The organism is Pseudomonas sp. WAC2 (genome assembly GCF_030403525.1).
Taxonomy (GTDB): domain Bacteria; phylum Pseudomonadota; class Gammaproteobacteria; order Pseudomonadales; family Pseudomonadaceae; genus Chryseomonas; species Chryseomonas luteola.
On sequence record NZ_JAUEPD010000011.1, the window covers coordinates 19,852 to 46,445 of the forward strand.

A 26,594-nucleotide genomic window follows, 5' to 3' on the forward strand; every position below is an offset into this window, starting at 1 on the left:
CCCATGAGTCTTCTAAAGGCTAACCGCGTGGCTGCTATCGAGCAGCCACAGCAATACCTGACCTTCTCATTGAATGCAGAGATGTTTGCGGTCAGCACGACGTGTGTACGTGAAATTATCGAGTATGGCCCGATTACGGCCATGCCCATGATGCCTCGTAGCATTCGCGGCGTAATTAATCTGCGTGGTGCAGCAGTACCTGTTTTCGATCTTGGGGTGCACTTTGGTGGTGCGCCTACCGAGGTCAACCGGCGCAGTTGCATTGTGATGCTGGAGCTAAGTGTCGGAGGCCGACATCAGATCTTTGGCATCGTGGTAGATGCCGTTAACGAAGTACTGGAAATCAGTGCCGATGCCATTGAACCAGCGCCGCGCTTTGGCACCCATGTCCGTACCGACTTCATTCTCGGCATGGCCAAGCGCGAAAATGGTTTTGTAATCCTGCTCAATATCGACCAAGTCCTCAATGCTGAGGATATTGATTACCTGGCCAGCCAGAACTGACGGTAAATGCCATGACGATGGATAACCTTGCTCTTTCAGACAGCGATTTCCGCAAGTTTCGTGGAATGATTTACGATGCTGCTGGGATCAGCATGGCAGACTCCAAAAAGCCCCTGGTCAGCGGACGGCTGGCCAAGCGGGTTCGTCAGCGGGGCCTTCCCAGTTATGGAGCCTACTTTGACGTCCTGATGCGCGATCGGAGCGAGTTTCAAACAGCGGTTGACTTACTCACCACCAATGAAACCTATTTTTTCCGTGAGCCCAAGCATTTTGAGTTCCTCCGTACCGTTGTACTACCAGAGATACGTGACCGCGCGTCCGTTCGTATCTGGAGTGGAGCGTGTTCGACCGGTGAGGAACCCTATACCCTGGCGTTGACCCTGGCTGATACGCTCGGCACCCGCCCGTGGGAAATCGTTGCATCTGATATCAGTACCCGGGTGCTGGAAAAAGCGCGTCGGGGCCAGTACCCCTTGGAAGATGCCGAAGGTATTCCAAAGGCGTTACTGCACAAACACTGCTTCAAGGGTATTGGTCAAAATGAAGGGACATTCCTGATTGATCCAAATCTGACGGCACGTATTACCTTTCGACAGATCAATCTCAATACTACCCTGCCTGATGTTGGTCAGTTTGAAGTGATCTTCTTGCGAAATGTAATGATTTACTTTGACAACGACACCAAGCGCCAGGTGGTCCAACGTCTTGTAAACCATTTACGTCCAGGAGGTTATTTCATGGTAAGCCATTCAGAAAGCCTCAATGGCATCACTGAAGCGCTCAAGATGGTTAGACCCTCTATCTATCAGAAGCCTCATGCCTGAGCCAACCAAGATTAAAGATGTTTATCTTAAGCCTGGGGAGCTGCATTTCGGGGGTGCTGATACACGCATCCGAACGTTGCTAGGCTCCTGTGTGGCGCTGGTGTTCTGGCATCCCCAGCGCCAGCTGGGCGGGATGTGCCATTACTTATTGCCTACTCGCAGCAAGGGGCACAAGGTATCGGACCGACTCGATGGTCACTACGGTGACGAGGCGCTGGCGCTACTGCTCCAGGCTATCCAGATGTCAGGTACACAACCATCGGAGTTTACCTTGCGTGTCTTCGGTGGCGGCAACATGTTTCCGGGAATTGCACGTAATGAAAAGGACCACATCGGCTTGCAGAACGTCAAGGCGGCTAAGCGCCTTCTACAGGCACACGGACTTGTTTGTAGCGCCAGCCATGTGGAGGGTATCGGTCATCGACGCCTTAGCTTTTCCATTTGGGATGGGGAGGTCAAGCTTGAGCAATCGCCTCCTGTACAGGCTCCACCACGGCAAAGAGATCGCCTATGACTAGCATTAAAGTACTGATCGTCGACGACTCCGCCGTGGTGCGTCAGGTGTTATCCACGACGCTATCTGCCGACAGTGCCATCGAAGTGATTGGCGTGGCGGCTGATCCGCTTTTCGCCATGGACAAGATGAATAAGCAATGGCCGGATGTCATCGTCCTTGATGTGGAAATGCCCCGCATGGACGGCATTACCTTTCTCAAGAAGATCATGGCCGAGCGCCCTACTCCGGTTGTGATCTGCTCGACGCTGACGGAAAAAGGTGCCGCGACCACCATGCAGGCTCTCTCATCCGGCGCGGTCAGCTTTGTCACCAAGCCACAGGCTGGACTCCGACAGTTTCTGGTAGAAAGTAGCCAGGAGTTGATTTCCGCGGTCAAGGCAGCGGCCCGCGCCAACGTTCGCCGTATCGCAACGTCCGCGCCACCGGCCAGCCCGCCGCCTAAACTCAGCGCAGATGTCATCCTGCCGCCGGGCCAAGCGATGACCCGCACGACCGATACAGTAATCAGTATTGGCACCTCTACTGGCGGTACGCAGGCGCTGGAAGTGGTCCTGACTGCCCTTCCCCGGGTGTGTCCGGGCATTGTTATCGTTCAGCATATGCCCGAGCGCTTTACCGCCGCCTTTGCCGAACGCCTGAACGGACTCTGTCAAATCGAAGTACGCGAGGCCCAGCATGGTGATCGCGTCATTCCCGGTCGCGCCTTGATCGCACCCGGCGGCCGGCACATGCTGCTCAAGCGCAATGGCGCGCAGTATCAGGTAGAGATCGTCGACGGGCCGCCAGTAAGCCGTCACCGCCCTTCTGTTGATGTCCTGTTCCGTTCAACGGCGCGCTGCGCCGGCAAGAATGCATTGGGCATCATCATGACCGGTATGGGAGACGACGGGGCACGAGGCCTCAGGGAAATGCGTGAAGCAGGCGCCAAGACACTGGGCCAGGATGAGCAGAGCTGTGTAGTCTATGGAATGCCCAAGGAGGCTTTCAAGTTAGGCGCTGTAGAGCGTGAACTGCCTTTGGACCAGATTCCGGCAGCTATTTTGAACATGGCCCGCTAGGCACTCTACGGACAAGCACAGCAAGGCGCCTGTCCGTAGGATTTCAATTAACGCGTAAGGTCCGCCTTCAACTGCTCGCCTGCATACTGCTGAGCCTGTCTGGCTTTCTCAACGACCGCTGCCGTACCAAAGAACTCGTGCGTAACCCCTGAATATAACTGGCGATCCACCGCTACGCCCGCATTGCGCAGGGCAGCCTCTAACTGGGCGCCGTCATCCCGCAACGGATCCACCTCGGCATTGATAATTGTGACTGGCGGCAAGCCTTTCAGGTCGGCATGGACCAAGTCGATACGTGGGTCGTTCAGGTCGACCGGAGACTTTGTAGCCTGGGCCACGAACCACAGCATCATGGGTCGATTGAGCGGCATCGCATCGGCGTACTTGTCATAGGATTCGGTGTGGGTGTTGGTCTGGGCCACCGGGTAAACCGACAGAATATGCTTGGGCGCCGTCAGGCCGGCCTTCTTTGCGGCAATGGCCGTTGCAACAGCCAAATTACCACCGGCGCTTTCGCCGGCCAGTGCCAGGCGCTTGGGATCACCGCCCAGCGAGCCGGCATTCTGGATCACCCAACGGTAGGCTGCGATGGCATCATCATGGGCAGCCGGGAATTTATGCTCGGGCGCAAGACGGTAGTCGACCGAAACAACGATAGCATTGGCCTGCTTCGCGAGCCCACGTGCACCAGCGTCATAAACATTGCGATCCGCATACACCCAGCCGCCACCGTGAAAGTACAGGATGACTGGAAAAGGCCCCTTGCCTTCAGGAATATACACGCGAGCCGGTAACGTACCTGCGGCGCCAGATACGCTGGTATCCACACTTTTGACCCCCGGTACCAGCGCTTCAGGCGCACTGTCGCGCCCTTCCTTGTCAAGCACCGCCTTTACCGCGTCTGCAATGGTTGGCTGCTGACGCGCCTCAGTCGGAGTGATCTTCTCGATGGCTTTCGGATCGAAGCGGGCGTACTGATTCAGTACTTTTTGCATGTCCGCATCATTACGTACCGAGCTTTTAGCCCCGCTTATCGCCAGTTCGGACAAGGGCCGCTTGTCCGGCGACCGGTTGCTGCAGGCCGCCAGCGACACGCCCATGCCCACCGCAGCCATGAGAAGAATGCCGTTCTTAAGTCGGGAAGGTTGTAAACGCATAGGGTTTCCTGTTGTGTGATGTCATGTTAAAAGCGACCACACAGGTTCAGGAACGTTGCCATTTCACATCAAAACACGGTAGTGATAGCCATAGCGACGCTCAAAGCCGAGCGAGTGGTAAAGGCCTATTGCAGAGGTGTTTGAGTCTGTTACCTGCAGGTATGCCTGTCGGGCACCTTGGCGCTTTCCCCACGCCAACAGTGCGCTAACCAGCTGACGCCCGAGACCACGCCCACGCCAGGCTGGCGCTACCACCAGATCAAACAGGCCCACCCAGTCACCTTCCGCCACTGCTAGGCCATAGCCAACAGGCTGCCCTTCTCTGTAAACCGTCGCGTAGACCACAGGCCAGACGATAGCGTCCAGCAAGGTATCATGGTGTTGGCGACAGGGCGCATCCAGGCCGCTGAGCAAAGCAAAGCCGTTGCCCCAGGCCTGTGTACGCAAGGATTCAAGCGTGACCGTACCCTGGCTCTCTTTTAGATTACCTAAGCCCAGCGTCATCACCTCGGTAGGGTCGACCCGCTCATAACCCGCCGTTTCGAGCTGCCTGTCTGGCTCATCACCTGCCAGAGGCGTCAATCGAAAGATGACAGGCAAACCCTGCCGGCGGTACAGCGACTCGATATAGGACCGTACGCTATCGAACGAGGCCGTTGGCTGCCAGGCATTGGCCGAATTAGCGCGCTTGGTATAGCCGCCTGCCAGACGCAGCACCCACCCCTCGTGAAAGACCGTCTTTTGTGCAGGCCAGGCATTAAAGGCACAGGCTTCCAGCGTAAAGATATCAGTCATGAATTGCTCCTGGCTGCTCCTTAAGCATGAGCCGCGCAAGGTCCTCCTCCGCCCTATCCGTCCCGCCATTGAAAGCATGGCATTTCTATAAAGTGCTCATGAGCTCAGTACGTTTCAAAGCCAAATGCTAATGTCTCCTGTCTCGCTGTCACCTGAGCAGATCACAGAACGCATATGCCAGGAAATCACTATGTACCGTGCCCTGGGCCAAGAGTACAGATTAAGTCAGATGAGCTGAGGGTCAACGTCTAGGTTATCTAGATCCAACTAGAAAGGGCTAGATAACCGCACTCCATCTAGCGTTATCCTTTATACCTCATCCTGACATCGGTCATTCAGGTGGTATCACAGGCTCATTTCTGTAATGTACAACACGTCCGGTTTGGCCATACGCTGACCAGAGCCCACGTCTTTACTGCCTTGAGTAAAGAAATTGAAAATGCAGTAATTTTTCTGAAACAGCCTGAGCACGGCTTTTTTCATTCAGGCGATACCTCATCCTGACACCTAGAAAAGTGAAACACATCCAGACAAATCACTTTACCTCTCGCTTTTTAGGGTCAGAACACCGTTATCTTTTTGAATATGAACGGATTTGGTCCATCTACAGCATAAGAGTCGCATGTCTTTTAACCTGCTTCTCTAAAGTGGTTATTTATACAAATCTATAAAAGAAGGCTGATACGCCATTCTGACCTAAGCATGCGATGTCAACAAAAATGGGGCTACCAAGCGAATAAATAGCCGGTAAAGAGATCGGCCTGTTTGTTTCCGGCCGTATTTAATCGCGGCGTCTTAAAGGTAAAAACAGTCTTGTGGTGGAGCATGGGCCATTCCACTTAGTGCCCCGCTTGATGTCCGCCGCTACATCATGGCTATACCCTATCCGCCATACCGTTAAGTATCACGGATAACTCTCCCTTTTAGGCAACACCAAGGAGGGCCTAATACTTCGGGTTAATTTCAACACTTGATACAAGCCGCCTCAATCTTTTTATTGGCTGCACGGTTCGTTTGGGCAAGACCTAGCTCAGCCACCTAAATTAGTAGAATTTACGACCCCACCGCTTGATCAGACAAACGTAAAAGGTCTGTTTATAAGAATTAGCAGGTAGCGTTTATGAGCAAGACCCCAGGCTCCAACAGGGTGAAATAGCGGTAGCCTGTGGGAGAAACAGGCTGCGCGAGCGTCGTTGTTAGTCCCGATTAACCGAGCATAGCCGGATAGAATCAGCAAGCACATCAATGGCCTGGGGACGTGGAAAACTTGCACGCCATGCAATTGCAATCGTTCTAAAAGGCACGGGAGCGCTGAATGGTCGAATCTCGATCATTCCTGGTGCGTAATGGTGGCTTTCCAAGGCAGAGAGAGGAAGCACCGACACGCCCAAGCCCGAGGCAACCATATGACGAATCGTCTCAAGAGATGAGGACTCGACCTGGGTATGCTTGGACTCCACACCTGGCTTCTTGATCGTTGGGCACGCTTCCAACACCTGATCTCGGAAACAATGCCCCTCCCCTAACAGCAGGAGGCTCATCTCGTCCAGCTTTGCATTTTCGATGGTTTTAAGCTCCGTCCAGGGGTGCTTCGCCGGCATCATCACATAGAACGGCTCATCGTAAAGCGGCTTGGTCAGTACATCCGCTTCGCTAAAAGGCAACGCAACGATGATTGCATCCAGCTCGCCTGTTCTCAGCTTGTCACGCAAAACCGGTGTAAAGTTTTCCTCTATATAGAGAGGCATTTCAGGAGCAACACGATTCAGCTGCGGAATCAAATGAGGGTAGAGATACGGGCCTACCGTATAAATAGCACCCACTTTAAGTGGTGCACTCAGTTGATTTTTACCGGCCTTGGCAAGATCACGAATACCTTGCGCCTGCTCCAGGACTTTTTGCGCCTGAACAATAATGCTTTCGCCGGTAGGTGTAAGGCGAACATTGGTTTTGCTGCGCTCAAAAATCAGAATACCAAGCTCGTCTTCAAGCTTCTTGACGCCTACTGACAGCGTTGGCTGGCTGACGTGGCAGCGTTCAGCGGCACGGCCAAAATGCTGTTCTTGGGCAAGCGTTACGATATAGCGCAGTTCTGTCAGAGTCATCTTGGATCTACACACTTATGCAGTTAGGTTTGTTGATTCATTTATCGGCTGAAAGCTCGATTTCTTTTGGGTAAAACCGTATGAAAGACCCAAGCAATGACGTCATGCTCCGATCTTTAATCCCCGCGACCTGCTCTGCCTGTCAATACTGACGATCCTGGTCTATGGTTTATAAGAAGCAGGAACTTAACCCCATCGAAAGTGTCTAGTGGTTCTCACATATCACAAGGACGGTAAGCGATATGGTAGTGCCTCATCATGAGCAGGCTCAGGAAATGATTTGCGCAGGGTTAGCGCCCCTAGTCTGTCATTTCACACCCAAAACAACTCTCGGTTTTATGACCTTTACTGCATCCGACGAATCGGGTCGCACCGTATACAGGTCAGAACGACTGGTGCCCTTGTTTTACGCCAATCGGCGTGCGCTGCGTCTTTACTTATGTAAAGTAAGAAGAGAGCTTACCAATAAGGGATTCTCCCTAAACGCCTGGGATGACAATGTTTCCCTACAAGACCTGGGAAACTGGTCTGAGCGACTGAACTCTAGACGTAACAGTCGGACTCGCTAATGCTATGTCAGTATGAGGTGTGTAGTTACCTCATCTTCTCTTATAAAAGAACGCCTGCAGGGCGTTTTTTTATACCTTGATCCCCGTAAACCATATTTGCTTTAACACAGCGGCTACGGCGCGTCTTTCGGCGCATCCTTATTTATCCTAGGTTACCTACTCGTGTCCAACAAGGTATGCCGCTTGCGAGTTTCAATAAGATTAAGCAAGAAAAAGCATTCATTTGAAAAGTTATTTGGTTACCCTGTCGATAGAAATATTATCCATCTGCTGAGTCACGCTTAGTAGATTCCCTAGTAGGGACTTAATAATTATGCATATCGCTCTATCGTATAAATAGACTTTAAAAGAATTTAATAAAACGTAAATAGCAGGTCGTAGCTTCCTATGACATTAATTCCCTACTAGGGACTTTTCTAGACATCCAGCGTTACCTGACCTCAGCAGTTTCCCTACTAGGGACTCATAATGAGATATAGGCCTAAAACATTCTGACCAAAGCCAAATAACCGTTAAAAGCAGTATGTTTGTCTGTTACGATTACTCCAACACATGGCCTCAACGAAGAGGATAGAAAATGGCCCGGAGTGGATCGGCTGTGCAGAAAGAAGAGAAGAAAACGGTTGTAATCGCTATCGCCAACCACAAAGGCGGGGTTGGCAAGACGACAACCTGTATCAACTTGGCAGATAACTTGGCACAAATGGGAAAACTGGTTTGTGTCGTAGACATGGATCCCCAGGCTAACGCAAGTCAACATATCGGGATGTCTCACCCTGCTGAGATAAATTATACAACAGCCGAATTACTGACGAATCCTGAACTACCACTCACCTACTTTGTTCATGACGAAACCAGGATCGATGGCGTTGCACTTATCTATGGAAGCATGGCTCTGGATAATGCAGACGATGCACTTCGCATGGAGCCTCGCCCTAATGAAGTATTACGGGACCGGCTTCAGCCTCTACTGGGTAAAGCGGATTACATCATCATTGATTGCCCGCCTAGCCTTAGGCTTCTGACTTCCAATGCATTGGCCGCGGCGACCCATTTATTGATTCCCGTAGAGTCAGGATCGCCTTATGGCTTGTACGGCCTCGCTGATCTGACCAAACGAGTTCAGCAGATCACGCGGATCAACCCGACATTGATCAACTTAGGCGCATTGCTGATTCGTCATGATGATCGTCAACTGGTTTGTCAGAACATTGAACAAAAAGCGATGGGCCTATTTGGAAAGCTTGTTCCAGTAAAGATAGGAACAACAACGAAGATCAACCAGTCATCAACCGTTCAAACCTCCCTGCGGATGTTCGACTCAACGAACAAGGTGGCCAAGCAATACAAGGAATTGGCCAAGTACATCGACAAAGAGACCGCAGCGTAAGAGCATATTATGGAAAAGAAATCGACCTCCTCACAAAACGCACCCAAGCAAAAGTTGGGTTCCATTCTCGCTCAAGGCTTGGTCAGCCAGATATCTCGTCATTCGGCGGTTCAGCAGGTAGAGAATTTAAAGTCCCATCGAGTACCGCGCTCGATTCCTGTCGATCTGGTTGACGCTAACCCCTATCAACCTCGCCTGGTTTTTGACGAGGAATATATTGAAGAGCTGGCATTATCGATTGAAGAGGAAGGGCTGTTAAGTCCAATCAACGTTCGAATCGCTGGTGAGCGCTATGAGCTAATTGCCGGAGAGTGCCGACTACGTGCTCACAAAAAGCTTGGCAAGAAATATATCGATGCCCTGGTAGAAGTCGTCGATGATTTCGAAAGCGCACTGCGCAGTCTGTTCGAAAATATACACCGCAAGGACCTCTCGGACTTTGAGAAGTACCATGCTATTACCCGAATGCGCACCTCGTTCACTCAAGTCAATGATTTGCAGCGCAAACTGGATATCAGCAAATCTCAGCTCTACCGCATCATGGCTTTTGGCGCTCTGCCAGAGTCGAGCCTTAATATGCTCAAGGCCAACCCCAAAATGCTGGGCGCGAACGCAGTAGATGCGTTGAAACCTGTTATCAAGGAAGTTCAGGCAGCAGGTCTTGATTATGAGTCTGCCTTGAACAAGGCCCTTAGAGATCTGGCCAACGGAAAACTGGCACAAGCTGGGCTGGCCAAACGTATTCGTGAAGACTTGCTGACCAAATCAGTCTCTGCACCCAAGGCTTCGACGCCCAGTGAAGATATCGTTATTGGTGAGCGAAAGGTCGCACGCGTTTCCACCAAGAAGGACAGAGTGATATTTGAGCTGGACCGCAAAACATTTAGCGATGACCAACTCAAAGAGCTAAGAGTTCTGATCAGTAATCTGGCTGAACAGGGAGCAGAACCTCGTGAGTGATGAGAAAGAGCCAGCCGCTCCTGAAAAAACGGAGCGTAAAGGCAGGCCCCCCCGAGAAACAGCACTTACTCGCATACAACAGCGCGCTGAAAAGGTAATCGAGGAAAAGGTCAATCAACTGCCCTTATGGGCAGATGATTTACGCAGTGCGCCCAATGAAATGCTGCGTAGTGCGCTGTTTACGGTTGGTAACCGAAACCAGGCCCGCGAGTTCATCAATGGGCGTGAATTGCACTGTTACGGTAACGCAAGAATTTACTACACCGGCCAGGAACTTCGTCAGGAAGACGATATGGATGTCTGGCTGCAGGTTGTCCATATGGCTCGTACAGAGAAGCTTGGCAACCGAGTGAGTTTCCGCCCTTCGGAAATGAAGAAGGAATTGCGCTGGCCGAGAGGGAAAGACTACACCCAAAAGCTCCTGAATGTATTGGAGCGCCTCAAAGCGACGTCTGTTCGTATCGAATCGACCCGCCTGGGTAAAGGGGTGGGCGTCTCTCTACTGCGGCGTTTTGAGTACACAACAGAAGAAGGTGATTTGAGCGACACGTGGCATGTCGAAATTGAGCCAGAAATGGCTATTCTCTTTGCAGCCGATGTGTATACAACACGTCTCGATTGGCAGTCACGCCTGGAACTACGTCCGCTGGCTAAGTGGTTACATGGCTTCTATGGTACCCATCGCGAGCCTTATGGCATTAAGGTAGAAACCATCCGGGAATCGTGTGGATCCAAAGCCAAGACAGAGGCAAAGTTCAAACAGATGTTGCGGGACGCACTCGATGAGCTAAAGAACATCGATTTTCTCAAGGAATGGGATATAGGCAAAGACAATATTGTAAGGGTAGTCCGAAACAACAAGCCCTTACTAAAGAGCGAATAACGTAAAACTCTCGAAAAACGGAGCCTAGTAGCTCCGTTTTTTATTAAGTGTTTTATTCTGTATGCCTATTAACACCGATTCATGCCGCTAAATCATCTAATTCAGGGGTTTTATAGCGGTCGAGGACCTATTTTAGGATCTTGTAAGAGTAAAAGACGGCGAAAGTGTCAGGATGAGGTAGTTTTTCTGCTGAAACCGAAGGTTTTCCAAGCTGCATGTCAGGATGAGGTAGCTTTTAAGCAGCGAAAGGGCATGGCTTGACAAGTATGCACTGGAGATAGTGGCGACATTTTAAGCAAATGACTACTTACTCGACGTCAATTCTATAAAAAGTCCTTAAAAATCAAGGAGTTACGCAAAAATACCTCATTTTGACATTGCCTTTGTATTAGCTAAGTAAACGGAGCGAAGGTACTGCAAGCCTAGGGAAAAGTTAAAAACCGCTTAAAAATTAGGGAGTTATCGCCAAAAAAGGAGGGCTCACCCTTGTTTGATGGCCTCAAAATGGTCTGTCAGACCGATTGGGCAATGGAATAAAGTACTTAAATATCAGTAACTTATGGAAAACCATACCTCATAATGACATATGATACGTCATAATGACGTATCTATACCTCATAATGACTTAAGTATTAAATATTAAAAAAGTGTTTAAAAATCAATGAGTTACGTTGTTAAGAAGGGCTTTAGGGTACGATATACGTCAACATGACGCATCTATACGTCATGTTGACAGGCACATACCTCATGTTGACGTATATAAACGTCATGTTGACGTTTCCGCATACCCAATAAAACCCTTATATATCAATAAGTTAGCAGTTATATCCACAGCCCTTAACCGTTCTTTAACCTTAAATAACCGTCTTTTAACCCATTAAAGTGTATTTTTATGGGTAAAGCGATTTGTTTACGGTGCTGAGCGAAGCTCATAAGTCTGTACAAAAGACAGAACGTGGGTGAAATGAGAGGGTAGAGCCTCCTATAGAAGTCGCGTTCTACCTCAAGCTGACAATATTAATAAACGGTCCTGGGATTATTGATTACACAGGTCCATGTTTCGGCCTGCACAGTCGAGACAATCCATACTGTTTGAAAGAGCCATGACTTCAGCACGTTTGTCTATCAGGAATGGAATCACTTGCACCTATTATACTCGTAATAATACCACTCCATACAGGAATTTATACGATTAAGCTTGCAGATACCTCATATTGACCTTAAAAGCTTTTATTCCGGATTATAGGTAAAGTAACCACGATAAACAGATGTTAATATGAGGTATATATTAGGAGTGGTATTAAAAGAAATGCCTGAAAGTATCGAAACTGCTTATATGCATCTTAAGCAGGCTGTCGCCGATTTGAATTCGCGATGGTCTACCTGTGTGGTTTCAGGTGAGGTGTGGTCATTGCCGACACTCACTGAGCAAGCTGCACCGAAAGCGATCACTCCCGTGTCCGTGCGAGGTAGGCAGGCCATTGAACTCAGCCAAGCAGTACTTCAACAGTTCGAACGGGAAGCCGATCAGGCTCCGGGAACAGTCAGGCGTTTGCCAGGCTGGTTTCTGCTGAGCGAATCAATGCTGGGGCCGATACGACAGGTCAATCAAATGAAAGGGGCTGTAGAGGCTGCTATTGAGCGTGTAAGGCTGAAGCAGGGACTGGCTGAGACGGCGCGTACCCGTTTGGTAAGAGAGGCCCTGGGAGCGAGTATCAGCCTTAAACAACTGACACGTCATATACAGGCCTTTGATGCGACACCGCGGCTGTTGAGCTTTACCTGGGCAGGCCATACCGGCAAGACCAAGCGAGTACCCGTGGGGGAGGTGAGACGTCGGCTGGAGAAGCTGGCTCAGCTACAGGCACAGCGTGAGGGGAGCGATATTGAAGGGACACCAGCAGGCGCGGCCTTGAGGGTGATCTTCAATCTGGCCGATCATGCCCGGCTGGTAAAGGTCGAGAAGGTAGCGCCTCACCCAAGAGTCAATGTGTTTTTCAGTCATCGCTCTCGCTACGATGCCATGTTGCACGCCAACCTACCCCTATTCTTTTTGGCGGGTGAGCAGCCTACAGAGGTGGTGGGGTTAAAGGATTTCAATATCGAAAACCGCATTGCACTACGGCGCAGCAACAAGAGCAGCCAGCGAATTCCTGTACTTCCCGAATACGGTCTGTATATGGATGAGGACGAATTGTGGGGGAGGTCACGTCCTGGCCTGGAGGTCAGTCCATTATCCTTTGAAAGCACCTACCGGGCCCGGACAGGGTATAAGCCCTGAGAAATGAAAAAGGCCTGCTTCAAGCAGGCCTTTTCTTACCGCGTCGGACGCCTGTCAGTTCACAGCGTCTTTCAGGCCTTTGCCAGGCTTGAAGCCAGGCACTTTGGCAGCTGCGATTTTAATGGTCTTGCCAGTCTGAGGATTGCGGCCTTCACGGGCGGCGCGCTCTTTGACGGTAAAGGTACCAAAACCAACCAGAGCAACATCGTTACCCTTGGCCAATTCCTGGCTGATAGTGTCGGTGATGGCGGTCACAGTTGCTTGAGCTTGAGCCTTGGTTAGGCCTGCTGCTGCAGCCACTTGATCGATCAATTCCCCTTTATTCATGCAAATACTCCAGAGTAGTCAGTTGTCTTGATGGAATCGCGGCCTTGCTTTCCATTATGCGTTATCTCTCATCCCGGATGGTATAGGAAGCCTGCCAAAGAGATAAGGCTCTTCAACAGACAACCTGATGCCCAATAAGGTCTTTTTCTCATCCAACAGCGTGAACTCCTTTTCATTCTGTTCAATGGAACTGTCAGGATGAAGTGTATCCCGCTCAGCATACCGTATTCCGGCCTTATGGCTGGAGTTTCTCTGAGACAACGGGATAACGGTCCCACACACGCTGATCACTGAGCGAACGCACCAATTTGACATACTCGGCATGGGACCATGCCAAGGGCGTTGCGCTGTCAGTCCCCTCGCCCTTGGTATATTGATGACGCTCATTATTACCCACGCCGTCCCATACCTGTTCGGGAAGCATGAACCCCTGGTTGGCAAAAAGCTCCATGGCCTTGACGTAGGTGTCACGGATTCCCTTTAACTGATCCTCGGATAAGATCTTTTCTCCACCCGGCTGCTGCGCTTTTGCAAGTGCCAGAGCGTAATGGCCGCGCTCGCCTGTGAAAATAGGCCAGACACGGCCACGCAACCCTGAGTTCATGACCGGCTCTTCAGTCGCGGGATAATTGATACCCGTGGTCTCACTTTCACCGTAGCCATCATTTCCGTAGCGTCTCCAGCCGGGAAATTCTCCTGAAACGCCCGGGTAGGTAAAGGTGTACTTGACCCTGAGGTTTTCCGGAATGGCTTGATTGTCCAGTACATTCAGGCTATTGACGATGTGGGTGTCTGTGGCAGGACGAACACCGTAACGGACAAGCTCCAGAAAGCCCGCGTCCAGTATCTGGTTTTCTGGAAGGCCTGGCCGGCTGTTGTTGTCCAGCAGCAACCCGCCGTCGTCAGGGTTATCGTTTTGTGTGATCCGCAGGTAATAGCGCTCGTCTCCAAAAACACCTTTTTGTGTAAACATGCTGGATTCGATACGACTGGAGTAGCGCCTGGCAGTATCCAGGTAGGATTTGGCTCCTTCCTGGTCACCTGCCCGGGTGGCCAGTTCCGATGCGGCTACAAGACCTGCAATGACGGCCGCGGTGGTAGAGGGGGAGTAGCCCCATTGTTCCTCCCAGCGATCCTGCTGTGTTTGTGGAGGTTTTACGGTCCAGTCATTCCAGCCCAGCCTGACCTGCCCACCTTGAGCCAGGAAGTCCGCGGCCGGTTTGAGCATCTCCCGATACCACCGGGTGATGTCGTTGTCAGAAAGCACGCCATTTTTCCAGAGCTTGTAGCCCAGCATGATCGGCATGGCGGTTTGATCGAGCTGAACACCTACCCATTCAATCGTGCCGTCGACATGGGTCTTCTGAAGAAACCAGCCGGTTGCTCCAGACTCAGCGCTTTTCTGGGCACTCTCTTGCTTTTGCTCATGGATATAGGCAGAGCCATCTGCCTGCAGGGGAGGTGTGTCTTTTGTGACCTGGACCTTTTTCAGGTATTCAAACGCTACCCTGGAGGTCTGTGTATCGCCCAGAGCCAGCAGAGCCATGGCACATTGGTAAAAGTCCCGTGGCCAGACGGCCTTGTAGCCGGTAGTGCCTTTGGTAGCGGGTACCGTTTCACCCCAGGGGTTGGACAGCGAGGCGATTAGAGCGCCTGCATGAGTCTTGTCTTCCTGGGCTTTCAGCACCATCGCACTGACATTGAGCAGCTTGCCGTTATCTGTCGTCTGTTGCCGCATCGTTGGCAGACTGGTCAGCGAGGCCAGATAGTCCTGCCAACCTATAGCATCTCCCTCACCGTTATAGTGCGCAAGCACGTGTTCGTAGCCACGCTGCAAGGTGCTATCGGCTGCCTGGTCTGCAGCCTGTCGAGTACGACCGAATCCGACTACGACATCGATGGTGGTCAAGTCCCCCGTACGGGGTATCCGGGCCATCATGGCTACATTGCCGGGTATACTGCCGGTAGTGGTATAGCGTGACTCAAGCGATCCTTTCTTGCGCAACTCCTCAAGCCCATCCGAGACTCCGGCAAAGCCCACGGTTGGTAGCTCCAGATCACGACTAGCCTTGACCACCAGAGTGGTTTCCTGTTCCTGGGCATACAGTGCGTTTCGCTCTGTAAAGGCATGATCACCGCTTCCGCTGTTATTTATGGCAGGGTCAATATGGAGATAAGCCTCGAGTGCAGGGTTGGTACTGCGAAAGATGACTCGCATGACCAATGCGTCGGAGTCTGGATCGGTAAATACATGCTTTTCGATTTCATACTGGCCGTTTTTGGCGCGATTGATCAGCCGGTAGGCCAGGGACGTAGGTCTGCCCTTGCTATCGGTAGAGAGATAATGCGTTTCGCTGGTCGTATCGGTTTCTTCAAGATCGACAAAGTCAGGCCCTTTTACCACTACCTGCATTGCACGCAGCTGTGCCTCATGAATCAGGCCGAACATGGTTTCTGTCACGATGCCGTTGGCTAAGGAAAACCACACCCTGGACACCTGTCCTGTCGCGGCATCGCTGGAATAAGCCCCGTTATGGTATTGCTCATAGGACGTTCCGATGCCGGTCTTGCCTGAATACGACCAAAAGGGCGATTCACCCGGTGCCCCGGGTGCGACAGCCGAATCGGCAGCGACGGCAGTGGAAAGGCTTACACATAGGGTAAGCAGGCTGTTTCGAAGCAACGTGATGCGCATAGGACCTTCTTGCTTTTCTTATGAGGTAGGGGAGCACGCTGCGGCTATAGAGCGACGTCCCTGCGAGGATGTCGAATAAGCGCAGCGCCAGTCCTAGGCAACTATAGACAAGGATTATATGACTGCCCGGTCATCTTGAGAGTGAGGGGAAAAAGAGCAGCCAGCAGGCGTTTGCCTTGCAGGCTGTTTTTTATTTAACGTACGCGTCTTTAATGCGACCGCTACGGACGTAACGCCATGACTATCGAACCGGCTAGCCTTGCTCACTACATCGACCACACGCTACTGGCTGCCAATGCCTCGCGCGAACAGCTTCGGCAGCTGTGCCAAGAGGCGCAGCAGTATGGGTTTTATTCCGTATGCGTAAATTCGGCGCATGTGCCCTATGTGGCTCAATGCCTGAAAGAGACTCCGTCGCGTGTGTGCGCTGTAGTGGGGTTTCCGCTTGGAGCAGGGTTAAGCGAAACCAAGGCGTTCGAGGCCGAACGTGCCATTGTAAACGGTGCTCAGGAGATCGATATGGTGCTGAATATCGGTTGGTTGAAGGATGGTTTGCTGGAAGAGGTCCGCAGCGACATTGCACAGGTACTTGCTGCCTGCGGTTCCGTTCCGCTCAAGGTCATTCTGGAAACCTGCCTGCTGGATGATCTGCAGAAGGAGCAGGCTTGTGTTATCTGTCGGGAGCTGGGCGTTGCGTTTGTAAAGACGTCTACCGGCTTCAGTCATCAGGGCGCAACCCTTGAAGATGTTCGCCTGATGCGCCGGGTCGTTGGGCCTGATATGGGAGTCAAGGCTTCGGGCGGTGTTCGGGATTACGCCACCGCCGTTGCCATGATTGAGGCGGGTGCTACCCGCCTTGGTACCAGCTCTGGCGTGGCGATCGTACAAGGGGCGGGATCAGACAAGCCCTACTGACCGCTGCGTATGAGCATGCATTCCAACAGATGGCCCTATATCACCCAGTCTAGCTACTTTCCCGCACGACCAATTCAAATCCCAGGTCGATCTGGGTTGGTCCGGTACGTTCTGCCATCAGGTCCAGGAGTAACATGGCGGCTTGATGACCTACGGCTTCCCGGGGTGTCCGGATGGACGTAAGGCGCGGCACCATATGGGCCGAGGCCGGCAGATCATTGAAACCGACCAGGGCGACCTGGTGGGGAATGGAAATACCCTGGCGCTGGGCCTGAAAAATCGCTCCGTGTGCCAGGTCATCGTTACAAAAGAAGATCCCATCCACGCCAGGATGCCGGTGCATGAGATCAGTGAACAAGGTAGCTCCCAATTCGATCGAGGAGGGCCGGACATCAAGTATCTCCAAAGCAGGATCATACATGCCGGCTTGCTGTAGGGTTTCCCGAAATCCATCGCCACGCCTTAGCGCGCGTGGATCGAGCTGGGCCGCAATATAGGCAATGCGTTGGCGGCCACGCTCAATCAGGTGCCGGGCCGCCGCTGCCCCCGCAGCATATTGGGAGAAACCAGCGCTGCACGTAGCCGTATCCGCATCCAGTTCCATCATATGTACGCAAGGAACGCGACTAGCAGCTAGTAGCTGACGGGCATGCTCCGTTCTGTCAAAGCCTGTCAGTAGAATTCCCCTGGGCTGATACGCCAGATAATTGCGAATCAGGTTTTCTTCTTCTTCAGGCGAGTAGTGATAATTGCCAATCAGTACCTCCAGCCCGTGAGGTCTTAAAACCTGATGGATAGCCTCTAGACTCTCGATGAACAGCTGGTTTGACAGCGAAGGGATCAGCACCACAACGGATTGACTTTTTGCGGAGGCCAGGGTGCGGGCGGCAGGGTTGGCAACGTAACCCAGGGCACGGGCGGCCTCGCGAACTTTTTCGACCAGCTCGGGCGCAACCGTGGCAACCCCTCGCAGGGCTCGTGATGCAGTAATGGGCGAAACAGCGGCCAGTCTGGCTACTTCGGCCAGCGTAGGGCGGCCAGTGGTACGGGAACCTGTTCTGGGCATAGGTTAATCAGTGCGTTGTTGTTATGAGTCGTACATCTGGGATATAGCCATCTAAGGTAGCGCTGTCCAAGAGGGGCTACAAGCAAATGATTCTATCTGGACGGATAAGGCGGCTCGGGAATGCAGAAGACCAGGCAATTCTTAGCATACCTATGGTTTTGCACTTTCATCAGAGCCGAAAGGATTGCGTCTCGCTGAGACAACACTCTCCCTAGGAGCTGGCAGCAGGCTTCTGAGTTTTAGATCGGTCCTACACTCCTTCATTAATAATACGTCATAACGTAACCGATTCAGTTGACTTATTGGATTGCTAATCCTCTCAATTTATATCGTGGACGTACCCCATGAAGCGTGCTGCATGGCCTGGTAACTCCATCTTTTCATTTTTCAGTTATGGCTGCCGAGACACCGCCAACATTACCAGACGCAACGGTAGGCGTCTGGTTTGGAGTGCAACCCGGCGACAGGCTTAAAACCGAAAATGTAACAACCCCTTGAGTAGTCTTACGCCTCCGGAGAGGCCTGCCAGCCTTTCGGTAATAGACGGGGAGGAGGCTCATCAGATGTAAATCTATCTGTTAAGACGCTGTTTCAAGGCCGCCCTTTATTAGTCGTATAGGGCGGTACGGCACTGCATGAACGTCGTGGTTTTACAGAGTAACGTTTGGTCATTCAGCTCCATGACGGAGCGAGCCTTTATATCGATTACGGACGGCCACGTTTCCAACGGACCTGTAATCAGTTGGGCTGATTAAGCTGCTATGGGGACTCGCCTCTCTATTTTATGGCGAAGTCGCGGCTGGTGTAGGGGACAACGTCCTGTCAAAACAGTCCCTGCAGAAGCCGATCCAAAATCATCTACGTTTGGGCTACGGCAGCTATGACCTGTGGCATGGCCTTTGATGGCGGAGGATAGGTGAAAGAGCAGTTCAGTTATCAGCTCAACCTTACTCAGTAAGCCAGTAATACTTGAGTAAACCAGGGTTCCCTTGCTGGCCTATACCTGTGCCTCGTTGCTTTCAGGCGTCATGGTGGCGGTCAGCAGCGCCATCGGATTTGTCAGACTGATGCTCCCACATCTGGCGAGGCGGTTTATCGGGGCCAAACATCGGCAACCTTTACCGGCGGCAGCACTACTAGGCGGGCTGTTTCTGCTATGGATTGACATGGCAGCATACCTTATTCACATCCGACGATCTTCCTATTGATATCGCAACGGCTGTTCTGGGCGGTTTCTTTCTTATATTGAGGGCAGAAACGATGAATGCAGAAAACATGAAGCCTTTTGCTCGAAAAAAGATGCATGACGCCTATATGCTGTGCGATGAAATAAGACGTTTTTCCCGACTAGGGACATCGAATTAACCAAACACCCTATCAAGCGCCATATAGACGCTAACTTCCTCATGCGTTAAGTTATGTAATAACATCGCTAAATGAGTGCTTTATGTCAGATCTACGTGTCCCTGTCACGGTGCTGACCGGCTTTCTGGGTTCAGGCAAAACGACGTTGCTCAATCACATCCTTAGCAAGCAGCATGGTATGCGTATTGCTGTGATTGAAAATGAGTTTGGCGAGATCGGCATTGATGACGCCTTGGTGGTTAATGCCGACGAAGAAGTCTTTGAGATGAATAATGGTTGTATCTGCTGCACGGTACGGGGTGACCTCATCCGGATCCTGGGCAACCTGATGAACCGCCGTGACAAGTTCGATCATATTCTCGTGGAGACCACGGGCATGGCCGATCCCGGCCCGGTGGCGCAAACGTTCTTTGTCGATGACGAAATCCGAGCGCAGCTCCAGCTGGACGGCATCATTACCGTGGTCGATGCTCACCATGTCTGGTTGCACCTGGAGGACAGCAGTGAGGTACGAGAGCAGATTGCCTTTGCCGATGTCATCCTGCTGAACAAGACGGATCTGGTCGAGCCCGCCAGGCTGGACGAACTGGAAACACGAATCCGCAAGATGAATTCGTTGGCTCGTATCCATCGGACCGTCAATGCCGAAGTCGATATTCCTACTGTCATGAACGTGGGCGGCTTTGATCTGGAACGGGTGTTGGACCAACGGCCAGACTTTCTACAGAAGGAATATCCGTTTGAGTGGGCTGGAATCTGGCATTTGCCGGCGGGTATTACCGAGCTCCGTTATGGGGCAGGACCCGATCCTTTCATTGGCGCGCTGCTGATGCCTGTCAATGGCGACAGTGAGGATGATCTGGACAGGGCTGTTGTTATTGCCGAAGGAGCCTTTGATCGAGAGGCCAAAAAGATCCGTGCAGGTACCAAGCTGGTGCCTGGTCGCCAGGCCGTCAATTTGAAAGTACCGGAAGACGACGCAGAGCAGACGGTAAATCTGCTGATTCCGGCGGCGGGATACTATGCTCTGATAACCGAGCATGGGCCTGAAGAGTTTGGGCTGCGACTGGAGCAGTCCGGCGTTCGCCTTGAGCCGAGCAGTCAACGCGAGTTTGCCGCGTCCCATAGCCATGATGAAGAAATCAGCTCTGTTGGCATTACCTTGGAAGGGGCGCTGTCGGAGGCAAAGGTCAATCAATGGCTAGGTTCGCTACTGGCTCGGAAGGGGCAGGACATCCTACGAACCAAAGGCATTCTAAACATTGCACAGGAGAATCGCCGATTCGTCTTCCAAGCCGTTCATATGTTGCTTGATGGCGGCCCGGATCGGTTGTGGCAGCCCAATGAGAAACGCCAGAGCGAAATCGTATTCATTGGCCGTAATCTGGACCGCGAAGAGCTAATAGCAGGACTGAAAGGTTGCCTGGCATGAGCGACTCCACAGCGGTACAACGCTTGCAGAGCCTATGGCAAGTGGAGGGTGGCGAGCACATCAACACGCTGGTCTGGTCGCCAGACAATACCCGGCTGGCGACGGCCTATGCAGACGGTTCGGTTGCGGTGTATGACACGGCTAATGGTCGCGAAGTATGGCGTCATGCGGTGCATGGGCTGGCGACCAGTGCATTAGCGTGGTCACCTGACGGTAACCTTTTGGCCAGTGGCGGGCAGCAGGGCGGTATTATCCTGTGGGAACCCGCTACGGGCAGTAAAGTACATCAGCTGGATAGCGGACGTAGTTGGGTTGAATTCTTATGCTGGTCAGCCGAGGGCGGATTGGCTTCAGCAGCTGGCCGGCAGATCCAGCTCTGGACCGCCGAAGGCAAGCTGAAGCAAAGCTTTGGACAGACCGCCAGTACGGTCACAGGGTTGTTATGGCTGGCTGATGCTACCCTGCTCAGCAGCTGCTATGGGCTGGTCAACCAATGGTCTGCGGAGCGTGAGCAGCCCCTGCGGCACTTCCCCTGGAAAGACTCTCTGCTGAGTCTCTCGGTCAGTCCAGATCAGCGGTTTATTGCCGCCGGATGCCAGGACAATGCTATTCACCTGTGGTATCTGAAAAGCGGCGAAGATTTTCGCATGAGTGGGTACCCATCCAAGGTCAGGCATTTTGATTGGAGTGCTGACAGCCGCTACTTCGCAACAGGCGGTGCAGCTTCTCTGATTATCTGGGATTGTTCAGGTAAAGGGCCACAAAGCAGCAAGCCGGTAGTACTGCCCGTACATACCAAACCCATCAGCTCTATTGTGTTCAGCCATGCAGACAGCCGCCTAGCCTCCGGTGGAGACGATGGTCTCACAGTTATTTTTGATCTGGCCCGTGGTGAACCATTGGCAGGCTTGCTGGATGAGGCGGGTGTAAGCTCCATGGCCTGGAGCGAAGATGATCAGGTCCTGGCGATTGGCTACAGTTCCGGCCGCTTGCGGTTGTGCCTGGTGCCTGTGAAGCCTTGAACGCAGCAGTGCGGTACGCCAGGGCGTGCCGCACTGCGTCGGCGGAATTACAGAATTGTCGGGTTCGGTACGTCTCCGTACACCTGTTGGGGGTCAAATGTCTTAGTCGACTCGGTAAAGCCCAGCGTATGAAGCAGTTATTTGTGAGAGTGGATAGGCAGAGTTGATCGTTATACCCAGAAACGACAAAGCCGCCCCTGGGTCAGGGGCGGCTTTGTTTGATCATCGAGCCGCTGTGTTTTCAGACTGAGCGTCTTGTCACGAGATGGAGATAAAAACAACCGGCGGGCTCTTCAGACAGGGGAGGCGTCCCCTGTAGTCAAGCAAGGCGTATCAGGCGACTACCGTCGTGCTTTCCCGCTTGTCCCACTCTTCTTCAACTTCACAGAAACAGACATCGGCTGCAGCATGCAGACGGTCCAGTTGGGCTTCGGTCAGATTATGCAGGGGAAGCGTTTCAAGCAGCTGGATAAGCGTATCAAATTGGGTAACGTCCATCATGTCCTCGTGGGATAATCAGATCGATATGGCGTATTACCTCCTGTTAGTACGCGCGAGGCCTTCTCACAGGAGATCTGTCAATTTCAATGAGTAATTCGACTTCACAGGGCCAAGACATATCGTGTGGACTGCCGGCCGCCGTGCGCACATGGATTACCTGATAACGACTTTAGCCGCTACCGGTTCGAGTTCCATGGGTTAGGGGCGCGCATTCTAATGATGACCGCTCGTTCCCTCTAGGGGGTTCTGCCCAATGGCACGCAAATATTTCCGTAATATTGCATTGACGTGTAAAAAAATCTTTTGCTGGCATGGACTTAGCTGACCCAAAAAAAATTAAATTTTTTGGGGTTGCTTTTTACGTTATTGGACGAACTGTATACATTCAGCTCCAGACCAAGCTCCATAGAGCCTGGTACGGCCCAACACGCGGTCTGCAAACAGTCACCCGCAGAGCCCTTTTATGCGAGAAGACGCTGTGTGGCTTATGTTGTCAGTTGGTTGAACTGGCCCACTGCGTCAACTACTCGCTGAGCGCCGTCTTGAATATCGACGATGACCACACCGGCTTCAGAGGCTAGCGCCAGACCCTGTTCTGCCTGGTTCTTGCCTTGAGACATGCGGGAGACGGCTTCCTGAGCCAGTGCCTGGTTCTCTTGCACGACGCCAACGATTTCTTCGGTTGCCTTGCTCGTTCGGGCTGCCAGCTGACGTACTTCATCGGCCACGACCGCGAAACCACGACCTTGCTCACCCGCGCGGGCGGCTTCAATAGCCGCGTTGAGAGCCAGCAGATTAGTTTGGTCTGCAATACTACTGATTGTCTTAACGATCGAGCCGATCATGAGTGACTGCTTGTCTAGTGCTTCGATGCCTTCAGCAGCATGCTCCATCTGCTTGGACAACTGCTGCATGATATCGATGGTCTGGTTGACTACGCCAGCACCTTTTCTGGCCGCGGCATCGGTTTGTTGCGACGTGCCGTAGGCGATACCGGCCGCCTCGATGACGGCGTTTTCACGGTTGACCTGATCTGTAATGACCGTTGCGAACTTCACGACCTTGCACAGCTTGTCCTCAGCGTTGAGGATGGGGTTGTAGGAAGCTTCAAGCCAGACGATATGGCCATATTTGTCCACGCGCTTGAAGCGGCCGCTGACGAATTCGCTGCGATTGAGCTTGGCCCAAAAATCCTGATATTCAGACGAATTGTACTCGGCCGGCTCACAGAACAGGCGGTGGTGCTTGCCCTTGATTTGATCCAGCGTATAACCCATAGCACTGAGGAAGCGGTCATTGGCTGTGATTACTTCGCCGTTTAGGTTGAACTCAATGACAGCAGTTGAGCGTAACAGCGCCTTGATTAGGCTTTCGTGCTCGCGGGAGGTCTCGATCGTACGGGTCAGGTTGTTTGCGTAGATATAAAACTGGTCAACTTGACCCGAAGCATTGCGTATCGGTTGCCACAGGCAGCGTAGCCAAGCTTCTTTCCCGTCTGCCCTGAGCAGACGTACAACGCCACTGAAGTGTTCACCTTTTTGAAGCGCAACCTTCATCCGTCGATAGATATCGGTTTGCTTGATATGCACTGGAACCAGCTCGTCAATATTGCGACCGACGATCTCATGGCTTTTGTAGAGCATTTCAAGCATGAATTGCTCGTTGACCTGTTCAATCACGCCTCGTGAGTCAAGGGTAAAGCCAATCATCGATGTATCGAGGCTTTGTTTGACCTGTTGTACAACCGAGAGTCTTTCCCGCAGGGCGGCCAATTCCTGTTTGAGGCGTTTGAAGAACATGATTGATCCTTGAAGTAAGCGGCCGAAAGGGGAGGCTTGGTTCATTTATCGGCGCCCACAGGATTTAATGAAAGACAGATGGTCATTAAATATTTATGACAGACCAGCGGCAGGATTAGGCAGCTGGTCTGTCACATTGGCAATCACTCCCGTCAGTTGCTGGCCAGTTCCGCCGCACGGACTACGTCTCTAGCCGGCAAGGGTTTAGCGAACAGATAGCCCTGATAGGTTGTGCAACCATTTTCGGCCAGCAGCTGGCGCTGTGCTTCACTTTCCACACCCTCTGCTACGATATCGAGGCCAAAGGTCGTAGCCAGACCGGAAATGGCCTGGATGATGGCAACACTCTCCGACCCTGGCAGCCGTTGCACAAAGCTCTGGTCGATCTTGACCTGATCGATGGGGAGCTTCTGCAGATAGTTGAGTGATGAGTACCCGGTACCGAAGTCATCCAGGGCGAAGCGAACACCTTGTCCTCTAAGTGTTTCGATATGCGAACAGGCCTGGTCGAGGTCCAGTATCAGGGTTGCCTCGGTCAGCTCGATTTTGATCAGGGCAGGATCGATATGCTTGTGTTTCAAGACGTCCATAACCTCAGTGGCAAAACTGGATTGCCGTAGATGGGACGCGCAGACATTGACCGAAACCGGTAGGTGGGCGAGAGAAGGCTCTTTTGACCAGGCAAGCAACTGCGAGCACACCTCATCGAGCAGCCAACGGTCCAACTCGGTAAGTAATCCTGTGTTGCTTGCGACTTCCAGAAACGCGGCAGGGCCTACCAGGCCCCAATCCGGATGCTGCCAGCGCAGAAGCGCTTCAAGGCCGATAAGCCCTTTCTGATCGCTCCACTGAAGCTGATAGTAAACGCGGAATTCATTGTCGAGCAGCCCTTGCCGGATCTGTTGCTCCAGTTGCAGGCGAGCAGCAATGCTGCTTTGCATGCTCGGATCGTAAAAGCGAATGGCATTCTTGCCGTGGCTCTTGGCCGAATACATGGAGATGTCGGCCTGCTGAAGCAAGTCGTAGCTTGCACTTCTGCTGTCAAACAACACAATGCCTACGCTACCGCTAATAGTCTGATTGCCTTGTTCGAATTCGAAAGGACGTTCTAGGGCCGCCAGCACCTGCTGGCCGATGTGACTTGCCTGGTGCGCGGCAGCTTGTTCGTCTTCCGACAAGCCTTCCAGCAGGATGACAAACTCATCCCCACCCAGGCGAGCCACGGTATCGGTCGCCCGCACGATCTGTTTCAGACGGTGTGCTGCTTCCTTGAGAACGGTATCGCCGGCATCGTGACCATACAGATCATTGATGTTTTTGAAGTTATCCAGATCGATGAATAGCAGGGCGCCGCTATGTCCGTGTCGCTGGCAGGCAAGCTGGGCCGTTTTGAGCCGCTCCAGGAAAAATCGCCGATTGGGAAGTTCGGTCAGGGTGTCGTAAAACGCCAGCCGACGGATCTGCTCTTCATACTCATGCCTAGCCGTGACATCACGAGTTACCATAACGATCGCCTGCTTATGTTCTGCATCCGAAGCGATTGCCTGGGCCTTGCCCTCGAAATAGCGCTCCCCCGAAGGAGAGCTGAGCTGGTATTCCACGGTAAGAGGTGTCGGGCTTTTCAGGACCTTTCTGACCCAGGTGGTCAGGTAGTTCGCCTGGGTATAAGGCAGCACATCCTGTAATCGCTGGCCCACCTTCGCCAAGTGCTCATTGATCTTCTTGGTATCATGGGAGGACGAGGCGACCTCTTGAAAGCGACCGTCCTGATCGATAACCAACAGGATGTCAGGAATTGCCTGGGTAATGGCGCTCAGCCGGGCTTCGCTTCGCGCCAGAGCCTGTTCAGCCTGATTGCGTTTTTCCTGGTCACGAAACAGAAGCCAGACGAGCAGGCCTGTAGGGGGCATCGTCAGCATCATGGCCAGCATGGTACGTTGAGCCGCCTGGCCGAAAGGGCCATATACGAGGGTAAGCGTGAGCAGGGCGAGGGCATGTACCGCACCGCCCAGCAACAGTACCTGAAGAGGGCCTTGCCTGATCCAGCCTCGGTGGTAGGCCATGCGATAAGCGAGACCTAACGCCACCGCCATGAAGGCATTCAATACGCCGGGGTAGGCCCCTACGCCGCCTAGCCAGAACCTATACAGCGCCGTGATTGCCGCTGCGATACCAGCAACCAGGGGGCCTGCCATCAACGCGGTTACCGACAGTATGGCCAGCCGCGCATCTACAAAGATCCCGAGGCCAATCGGTACGGGATGTATCATGACGGCAATACAGATCAGGCCTGTTGCACATCCAACAATCAGTTCCGATGACAGTACCTTGTGTGGCCAGGTACGCCAGAGGTAGTCCCGTAGCCAGCAGAGCGCCAGAAGTAAAGCGGCATTAGAAAGAAAATCCACAAACATGGCGACTTTGGTCTC

At 52.4% G+C, this 26,594-nt stretch carries 21 protein-coding genes; 12 read left to right on the forward strand and 9 right to left on the reverse strand.

Translation table 11 applies throughout. The features are described 5' to 3' along the window. Positions 1-3: 3 nt before the first annotated feature. The 4 genes from QWJ10_RS20815 to QWJ10_RS20830 are packed head-to-tail and all read left to right on the forward strand — an operon-like array spanning position 4 to position 2,903. On the forward strand, positions 4-504 hold the full coding sequence (locus tag QWJ10_RS20815; protein WP_122043935.1) for a chemotaxis protein CheW: 501 nt from the start codon (positions 4-6) through the stop codon (positions 502-504). 11 nt (positions 505-515) lie between these two features. Beyond that, a complete protein-coding gene (locus QWJ10_RS20820) occupies positions 516-1,328 on the forward strand; it encodes a CheR family methyltransferase (RefSeq protein ID WP_122043936.1) in 813 nt (270 codons plus the stop codon). Further along, positions 1,321-1,842, forward strand: coding sequence for a chemotaxis protein CheD (locus QWJ10_RS20825; protein ID WP_010798847.1), 522 nt, complete (start codon positions 1,321-1,323; stop codon positions 1,840-1,842). Before QWJ10_RS20820 ends, QWJ10_RS20825 begins: the two co-directional genes overlap by 8 nt. Next, positions 1,839-2,903 (forward strand): chemotaxis response regulator protein-glutamate methylesterase, encoded by a 1,065-nt coding sequence (locus QWJ10_RS20830; RefSeq protein WP_019366695.1) that lies wholly within the window; start codon positions 1,839-1,841, stop codon positions 2,901-2,903. The genes QWJ10_RS20825 and QWJ10_RS20830 overlap by 4 nt, the downstream gene beginning before the upstream one ends. Before the next feature lie 47 nt (positions 2,904-2,950). Here QWJ10_RS20830 and QWJ10_RS20835 read toward each other — a convergent pair whose 3' ends face one another. The 3 genes from QWJ10_RS20835 to QWJ10_RS20845 all read right to left on the reverse strand — a co-directional run bounded on the left by QWJ10_RS20835 (position 2,951) and on the right by QWJ10_RS20845 (position 6,960). Next, positions 2,951-4,060 (reverse strand): alpha/beta hydrolase, encoded by a 1,110-nt coding sequence (locus tag QWJ10_RS20835; protein WP_289929552.1) that lies wholly within the window; start codon positions 4,058-4,060, stop codon positions 2,951-2,953. 63 nt (positions 4,061-4,123) lie between these two features. Then, a complete protein-coding gene (locus tag QWJ10_RS20840; RefSeq protein ID WP_289929553.1) occupies positions 4,124-4,855 on the reverse strand; it encodes a GNAT family N-acetyltransferase in 732 nt (243 codons plus the stop codon). Positions 4,856-6,051: 1,196 nt separating this feature from the next. Then, positions 6,052-6,960, reverse strand: coding sequence for a hydrogen peroxide-inducible genes activator (locus QWJ10_RS20845; protein WP_019366699.1), 909 nt, complete (start codon positions 6,958-6,960; stop codon positions 6,052-6,054). Between the two features lie 1,167 nt (positions 6,961-8,127). Here QWJ10_RS20845 and QWJ10_RS20850 point away from each other — a divergent pair. The 4 genes from QWJ10_RS20850 (at position 8,128) to QWJ10_RS20865 (ending at position 13,043) form a co-directional block, all read left to right on the forward strand. Then, the gene (locus QWJ10_RS20850) at positions 8,128-8,919 is read left to right on the forward strand and encodes an AAA family ATPase (protein WP_026004067.1); all 792 of its coding nucleotides are present in this window, start codon (positions 8,128-8,130) and stop codon (positions 8,917-8,919) included. A 9-nt stretch (positions 8,920-8,928) separates the two neighbouring features. Further along, the gene (locus QWJ10_RS20855; protein WP_289929554.1) at positions 8,929-9,879 is read left to right on the forward strand and encodes a ParB/RepB/Spo0J family partition protein; all 951 of its coding nucleotides are present in this window, start codon (positions 8,929-8,931) and stop codon (positions 9,877-9,879) included. Then, positions 9,872-10,762 carry a plasmid replication initiator TrfA gene (gene trfA / locus QWJ10_RS20860; RefSeq protein WP_289929555.1) on the forward strand — a complete coding sequence of 297 codons (891 nt, stop codon included), beginning with the start codon at positions 9,872-9,874 and terminating at the stop codon, positions 10,760-10,762. The genes QWJ10_RS20855 and trfA overlap by 8 nt, the downstream gene beginning before the upstream one ends. Before the next feature lie 1,336 nt (positions 10,763-12,098). Beyond that, positions 12,099-13,043 (forward strand): DNA replication terminus site-binding protein, encoded by a 945-nt coding sequence (locus QWJ10_RS20865; protein WP_256680847.1) that lies wholly within the window; start codon positions 12,099-12,101, stop codon positions 13,041-13,043. Between the two features lie 54 nt (positions 13,044-13,097). Here the strand turns inward: QWJ10_RS20865 and QWJ10_RS20870 are convergent, their stop codons facing one another. Beyond that, a complete protein-coding gene (locus tag QWJ10_RS20870) occupies positions 13,098-13,370 on the reverse strand; it encodes an HU family DNA-binding protein (RefSeq protein ID WP_010798836.1) in 273 nt (90 codons plus the stop codon). Between the two features lie 235 nt (positions 13,371-13,605). Further along, on the reverse strand, positions 13,606-16,065 hold the full coding sequence (locus QWJ10_RS20875) for a glucan 1,4-alpha-glucosidase (protein WP_289929556.1): 2,460 nt from the start codon (positions 16,063-16,065) through the stop codon (positions 13,606-13,608). 237 nt (positions 16,066-16,302) lie between these two features. Between QWJ10_RS20875 and deoC the strand changes: the two genes are divergently transcribed. After that, entirely contained in the window at positions 16,303-16,980 is a 678-nt protein-coding gene (deoC, locus tag QWJ10_RS20880; protein ID WP_289929557.1) for a deoxyribose-phosphate aldolase, read from the forward strand. Positions 16,981-17,029: 49 nt separating this feature from the next. On the opposite strand, the gene QWJ10_RS20885 is transcribed toward deoC, so the two are convergent. After that, positions 17,030-18,046 (reverse strand): LacI family DNA-binding transcriptional regulator, encoded by a 1,017-nt coding sequence (locus tag QWJ10_RS20885; RefSeq protein WP_289929558.1) that lies wholly within the window; start codon positions 18,044-18,046, stop codon positions 17,030-17,032. 1,028 nt (positions 18,047-19,074) lie between these two features. On the opposite strand from QWJ10_RS20885, the gene QWJ10_RS20890 reads away from it, so the two are divergent. From QWJ10_RS20890 to QWJ10_RS20900, 3 genes are all read left to right on the forward strand, one after another. Then, complete coding sequence (locus tag QWJ10_RS20890) at positions 19,075-19,254, forward strand: iron chelate uptake ABC transporter family permease subunit (RefSeq protein WP_289929635.1); 180 nt, start codon at positions 19,075-19,077, stop codon at positions 19,252-19,254. A 239-nt stretch (positions 19,255-19,493) separates the two neighbouring features. Next, the gene (locus tag QWJ10_RS20895; protein ID WP_289929559.1) at positions 19,494-20,843 is read left to right on the forward strand and encodes a GTP-binding protein; all 1,350 of its coding nucleotides are present in this window, start codon (positions 19,494-19,496) and stop codon (positions 20,841-20,843) included. Next, complete coding sequence (locus QWJ10_RS20900) at positions 20,840-21,865, forward strand: hypothetical protein (RefSeq protein ID WP_289929560.1); 1,026 nt, start codon at positions 20,840-20,842, stop codon at positions 21,863-21,865. The genes QWJ10_RS20895 and QWJ10_RS20900 overlap by 4 nt, the downstream gene beginning before the upstream one ends. Before the next feature lie 333 nt (positions 21,866-22,198). Here the strand turns inward: QWJ10_RS20900 and QWJ10_RS20905 are convergent, their stop codons facing one another. The 3 genes from QWJ10_RS20905 to QWJ10_RS20915 all read right to left on the reverse strand — a co-directional run bounded on the left by QWJ10_RS20905 (position 22,199) and on the right by QWJ10_RS20915 (position 26,579). Beyond that, positions 22,199-22,363: a hypothetical protein gene (locus QWJ10_RS20905; protein ID WP_010798829.1), complete on the reverse strand. Its 165-nt coding sequence runs from the start codon at positions 22,361-22,363 to the stop codon at positions 22,199-22,201. Positions 22,364-22,851: 488 nt separating this feature from the next. After that, positions 22,852-24,165: a PAS domain-containing methyl-accepting chemotaxis protein gene (locus QWJ10_RS20910; protein WP_289929561.1), complete on the reverse strand. Its 1,314-nt coding sequence runs from the start codon at positions 24,163-24,165 to the stop codon at positions 22,852-22,854. A gap of 152 nt (positions 24,166-24,317) precedes the next feature. Then, positions 24,318-26,579, reverse strand: coding sequence for an EAL domain-containing protein (locus tag QWJ10_RS20915; protein ID WP_289929562.1), 2,262 nt, complete (start codon positions 26,577-26,579; stop codon positions 24,318-24,320). Positions 26,580-26,594 lie beyond the last annotated feature (15 nt).